General features: G+C 30.1%; 5 protein-coding genes. All 5 read left to right on the forward strand.

The features are described 5' to 3' along the window. Window positions 1-528 (forward strand): CpsD/CapB family tyrosine-protein kinase (locus Q0V09_RS07630; RefSeq protein WP_297488151.1); only part of this gene is annotated, 528 nt, incomplete at its 5' end. Further along, complete coding sequence (locus Q0V09_RS07635) at window positions 522-1,295, forward strand: CpsB/CapC family capsule biosynthesis tyrosine phosphatase (RefSeq protein ID WP_297488154.1); 774 nt, start codon at window positions 522-524, stop codon at window positions 1,293-1,295. The genes Q0V09_RS07630 and Q0V09_RS07635, both read left to right, overlap by 7 nt. After that, window positions 1,207-2,445, forward strand: coding sequence for a TolC family protein (locus Q0V09_RS07640; RefSeq protein ID WP_297488157.1), 1,239 nt, complete (start codon window positions 1,207-1,209; stop codon window positions 2,443-2,445). Before Q0V09_RS07635 ends, Q0V09_RS07640 begins: the two co-directional genes overlap by 89 nt. 10 nt (window positions 2,446-2,455) lie before the next feature. Further along, the gene (locus Q0V09_RS07645) at window positions 2,456-3,778 is read left to right on the forward strand and encodes an HlyD family efflux transporter periplasmic adaptor subunit (RefSeq protein WP_297488160.1); all 1,323 of its coding nucleotides are present in this window, start codon (window positions 2,456-2,458) and stop codon (window positions 3,776-3,778) included. Window positions 3,779-3,789: 11 nt separating this feature from the next. Then, a complete protein-coding gene (locus tag Q0V09_RS07650; protein ID WP_297488163.1) occupies window positions 3,790-4,854 on the forward strand; it encodes an FtsX-like permease family protein in 1,065 nt (354 codons plus the stop codon). Window positions 4,855-4,903: the final 49 nt, after the last annotated feature.

Below are 4,903 nucleotides of genomic sequence, written 5' to 3' on the forward strand. Positions count from 1 at the left end.
GGAGAAGAGATAGTAAATAAAGTTATTATAAGAGATGTTGAAAAAAACTTAGATGTATTGCCAACAAAGAATATGGCTCACAATGTAACAGAACTTTTCCTTGGGGATAAGATGAAAAATATGCTAGAGGAACTGAGAGATAAATATAATACTATAGTAATAGATACTCCTCCTTTAATTGTGGCAAGTGACGCTGCTATTTTATCTAAACATTGTGATGGAGTTGTATATGTTGTGGCATATGACCAAGTATCTAAAAGAGAACTTGAGTTTGGAAAGACAATGCTTGAAAATGCCAAAGCTAATATTTATGGTTTTGTTGTAAATAAGGTGGATAAAAATGGTCTTTCTTATGGAAACTATGGGTATTACAATAATAACTACTCATATTATAAGGATTATTATACAGAGGAAAAAGAACACTCTAGAGTGTATAGACCGAAAAAAGGTATAAAGGGATTTATTGAAAGACTAAAAAGAGATTATAAAAGACAGTTAAGTGGAGATCAAAAAGGTAAAAAATGGTAGATATTCATTGTCATGTACTCTTTGGAGTAGATGATGGGTGTAAAAGTATAGAAAGTTCAATCTCTCTTTTAAAGGAGGGATATGAACTAGGGTTTAGAGATTTTATTTTAACAAGTCACTATATATATGGAAAGTATGAAAACTTAAATTATGAGAAAAAATTTTTAGAGCTTGAAAAGGAGATAAAAAATAATAATTTAAAAATTAATATATATAGAGGAAATGAGATATATTTAGATGAAAATATAGATTTAGTTTTGAAAAATAAGAGTTTTAATACCTTAAATGGAAGTAGATATGTTTTAGTTGAATTTGCACCATACACTCTTCCAAGAGTGGGAGAAGTTATGTTAAAAAAGATAATTGAAAATGGATATATACCAATTCTTGCTCATGTGGAAAGATATGAAGAGATGAAAGTAAAGGATTTATTAAGATATAAAGAGTTAGGAGTTAAACTTCAAATAAATATTAGTAGTGTTTCTAGTCTAAAAAAATCTCTTTTAAAATTGCTGTATAGTGGAAGAGTGGAGTTTTTAGGAAGTGATGCTCATGGATATGGAAATAGGAACTATAAGCTTAAAAGTTATATTGAACTTTTAGATGGAGTTATAAATAATGAAAATGGACTTATAGTTTTAAATAATAAAGAGTTTTTAAATGAGGAGGGATTAAAAGATGAGAAAGAAGTTTCTAATGGGGGCTTTTTTAGGAGTATCTTTAGGAGTGTATTCCCAGGGGATAGGGATAGAGGAGATATTAAATAGAGTTGAAAAGGGAAATACTGGAGTACTTGTACAAGACTTAGAAGTTAAAATAAAAGAAAAAAATGAAAAAAAAGCATTTAGAAATCTTATTTTACCTCCAATAGAGATATCAAGTGAAAATGATTGGGAAATTGCTAAAAAAGAGGGACTTGGATTTGAAGAGGTAGAAGCATATATTCCAATATTTCAAGGTGGAAAAATTTTAAATTCATATAAGAGGTCTAAAACAGATTTACAACTATCAAGGGTTAATAAAAATGTAATTCTTTATAAAGAGCAAGAGTCAAGTATAGGAGAGTATTTTGAATATTTAAACTATAAAAAGCAAAAAGATATTACAATGGGAACAATAAAGGCTCTTGAAAAACAAAAATCAAGACTTGCAGGACTATACAGAGAGGGGAAAATGATTCCTAAATCTGAAGTTTTAAAAGTTGAGGCAAATATAGAAAATAATAAAGCTATAAATATGGAGAATATTCAAAAAGAAAGGTCTTCTAAAGAAAATCTTATGCAACTTTTAGGATACTCTTTAGATGAAAATATAGATCTTAATGATTTTGATTCTGTGAAATATTTAAAAAGCATTGAAAATACAGAGAAAAAAGAGAGACCTCAAGATACATCTCTTGGAAAAGTAGAGGAGTATAAGGTAGATTTAGCTGAGTATGATGTGAAAATTGCAAAGGGAGATCTATATCCTACTCTATATATAAAACCATCTCATGAGTTTAGAAGAGAAAATACGACAACAAAATCATATGATAATGTAAATGAGGGAAGAGTGGAAGTTGGATTTAGATATATATTTTCTTGGGGAGCTACTCTTGATAATATATCACAAAAAGAGTATCAACTTGATCAATCAAAATTAAAATATACTAATAATATTAAGGGGATAGACCTCAGTATGAGAAATAAATTAAGAGAGATAGAATCATTAAAGGGACAAAGTGTAGCTCAAAAGAAAAGGGTAGATCTTTTAGATGAAAACTTAAAGATAGATACCTTAAGATATGCCAATGAGCTTGTAACAACTTTTGACTATTTAAACTCTGTTAATCAAACAAGAACAGCTCAAGAGGATTACTATGAACTACAAAGAAAACTAGTTCTTTCAGTTGTTGAGTATAACAATCTATATAAATAGGGGAGAATGAATGAATAAAAAAATAATAATTGGAATTATTGCCCTTGTTTTAGTGGGAGGAGCAGTTTTTAAAAAGAAAGATATCTTTTTAGGAAAAGAAGTAAAGGTTGAAAGACTAGAAAAAAATAGTTTAAGTAGTTCAGCATTATACGGAGGAGTTGTAGCTCCAAGTGAAATAGTACCAGTGTATATTGAGGCGCCAGCATTAATTGAGAGTATAGAAGCAAGAGTTGGGCAAGAGGTTAATCCTGGAGATAAACTTATGACTTTTAGTTCTAAAAGTGTAATTGAAAATAGTAAAGATCTTAAGATAAATGAACTTGATATAAAAAATGTTGAACTTCAAGTGGCAGATTTAGAAGGCGGTTCTTTAAAACTAGAACTTGATAATAGAAAACTTGAAATGAAAAATATTAAAGAAAAGGTTCGTGGAGATGAAAGAAGGATACCTGTAATTACATCAGAAGCTAGAACTTTAAGAGAGAAAGCAAATGCTTATGAGAAACTTTTAGCTCAAGATGGAGTATCTAGTACAGAGGCAGAGAGAGCAAAAACAGAGGCAGATAAGAAAAGTGTAGAGCTAGAAGACTTAAAAACAGCACTTGATTTAAATAGACAGAAATATGAGCTTATGGCTGTAAGTTATGAAAGCTTAACTAGAGAGCTTGAAATTAGTGAGGCTAAGTTAAAGGCTCAACTGGAAAAATTAAAACTAAATAATGATATTCTTGTAAGACGTGAAAGTCAATTAAAGCAACCTCTTCTTGCACCTATTAAAGGGGTTATAACAAAGATAGACGTTCAAGAGGGAAGTAATGTGTTTAGTGGAGAGAGATTACTTGCTATATCGCCAAGTGGTGAAAATATAGTGAAAGTTGAAGTTCCAATGTATCAGGCTGGAAGTATTGAACTGAACCAAAGAGCTAAAGTTGTATCAAATGGTTATGAAGGGGAAGTTGAGTATGATGGTTATGTTTCAAGAGTATCTAGTGTTGCTAGAGAAAGCATTCTTGGAAATAGAAATGAAAAGGTTATTGAAGTTGAAGTTAAAATTCAAGGAGAAAACAATTTAAAACCTGGATTTATAACAGATGTTGAAATAGCTAGTGAAAATAGAAAAAAAGTATTAACAGTTAACTCTTTCTCAGTTGTAGAGGAGGGGGATAAGAACTTTGTGTATATAGTAGAGGATGGAGTAGCAAAAAAAACACCTATAAAAGTAGGAGCAAGAACTTCTACAGAGTTTGAAGTACTAAATTTAAATGTAGGAACAGATGTTGTTATAAATCCATTTAAGGTTAAAGATGGTGAAAAAGTTAAGGCTGTGATCTAATGAGAATGTTTATGGCTTATAGGTTTTTAATGGGAAGTAGAGGGAAAATTATATTTCCGTTAAGTGGAGTTATAATTAGTACTATGGCTCTTATTATGACTCTCTCTCTTGGAGAGGGAGGAAAAAGAATAATTGAAAAAGATCTAGGAGCTATTGGAAAAAATAGAATCTTAGTTGGTGGAGATAATTTAGGAAGTAAAGATCTAGATATTGTTGAAAGGTTACCATTTGTTGAGTATGCCATGTTTCCACAAGAGAGAATAGTAGAAAATGGGAATATATTTATGGGGTATTCTAAAAAAGCTTTAAAGGTTTTAGGAATAAACTATTTAAGGGAAAATGAAGTGGTACTAGATAAAAGTCAAAATGGAAATAAAGAGCTTGGGGAAGTGATTTATTTACAAACGGGGAGAGACAAAAGACAATTTAAGATTAAAGGTTTTTACCAAGAGGAAAGCCCTCTTGAAACAATGAAAGTAGGAAAAAGAGTTGTTTTGGGGAGAGAAAGTTTTGGAAGAATCTTTGGAAGGAAAAACTATAGAAGTTTAGTAATATCCTTTCCACAAGATGAAGATGGGGTAGAGTATATACCATTAGTGCTACGAGAGCTAAATAGGTCTCGGTTTAGTTACGATAAAGTAAGTATACTTGAAACACCTGATGTTTATAAAAAAGTGGAGAGGATAAAGAGCTTTGTAAATAGAAGCCTGTTTATCCTCTCTTTTATTTCTTTAATAGTTGGAGGAATGGGAGTATTTAACTTAATAGGAACATCTGTAAAAAATAGAACTTCTTCCATTGGAATAATGAGAACTATGGGAATGGATAAAAAAACTATAAAGGATATATTTTTAATAGAGGGATTAATGGTAATTGTAGCAGGTGGATTACTTGGTTTAATACTTGGTTTAATAAGTTCGAAAGTAGTTGGCTTAATACTAAAAATACCACCATATTTTAGTGTGACATATATATTAGGAGCGTTAATTACAAGTATGGGAGTATCATTAATATTTGGTGTATTTCCAGCTAAAAAAGCTGGAAATGAAAATATAGTTGAATCTTTAAAAAATTAAAAACATTGTTGTTTTGTAATTGTATAAAATCGATTAAAATGTTATACTT

Origin of the sequence: uncultured Cetobacterium sp., from assembly GCF_947039425.1 — a bacterium.
Lineage (GTDB): Bacteria > Fusobacteriota > Fusobacteriia > Fusobacteriales > Fusobacteriaceae > Cetobacterium_A.

Excerpts from the sequence above, each read along its gene's own strand:
- Q0V09_RS07635 (WP_297488154.1), top strand. The coding sequence starts at position 522 with ATGGTAGATATTCATTGTCATGTACTCTTTGGAGTAGATGATGGGTGT.
- Q0V09_RS07640 (WP_297488157.1), top strand. The coding sequence starts at position 1,207 with ATGAGAAAGAAGTTTCTAATGGGGGCTTTTTTAGGAGTATCTTTAGGA.
- Q0V09_RS07645 (WP_297488160.1), top strand. The coding sequence starts at position 2,456 with ATGAATAAAAAAATAATAATTGGAATTATTGCCCTTGTTTTAGTGGGA.
- Q0V09_RS07650 (WP_297488163.1), top strand. The coding sequence starts at position 3,790 with ATGGCTTATAGGTTTTTAATGGGAAGTAGAGGGAAAATTATATTTCCG.